This is a genomic window from Streptomyces sp. NRRL S-646, assembly GCF_000720765.1.
GTDB lineage: Bacteria > Actinomycetota > Actinomycetes > Streptomycetales > Streptomycetaceae > Streptomyces.
In genome coordinates, this window is the sequence record NZ_JODC01000122.1 from 1 (window position 1) to 278 (window position 278).

The following is a 278-nucleotide window of genomic DNA, read 5'->3' on the forward strand; positions in this document are numbered from 1 at the left end:
GGGGTCTGGCCGCCAAGGCCGCCATGGGGGCGATGGTAGTTGTAGTAGTCCTCCCACTCGCGCAGCTTGTCGTTGAAGACCTCGGCGTCGTCGATGATGGCGCCGTCGAGGAGCCGGTAGAACTCCTCTGCGTCGATCCGGTGCGAGCGTTCGACTTTGCCGTTCAGCCGCGGGGTGCAGGGCTTGATGTAGGTGTGGGCGATGCCCTTGTCCAGGACGTGCCAGTGGAAGGCGGACTGGAACTCGGCGCCGTTGTCGGTCTGGATGACCTCAACCTG

At 64.4% G+C, this 278-nt stretch carries 1 protein-coding gene; it reads right to left on the reverse strand.

The window, feature by feature from the left end; all coding sequences use genetic code 11:
* A partial coding sequence (locus tag IH68_RS0149175; protein WP_030950394.1) for an integrase core domain-containing protein occupies window positions 1-278 on the reverse strand: 278 nt, incomplete at both ends.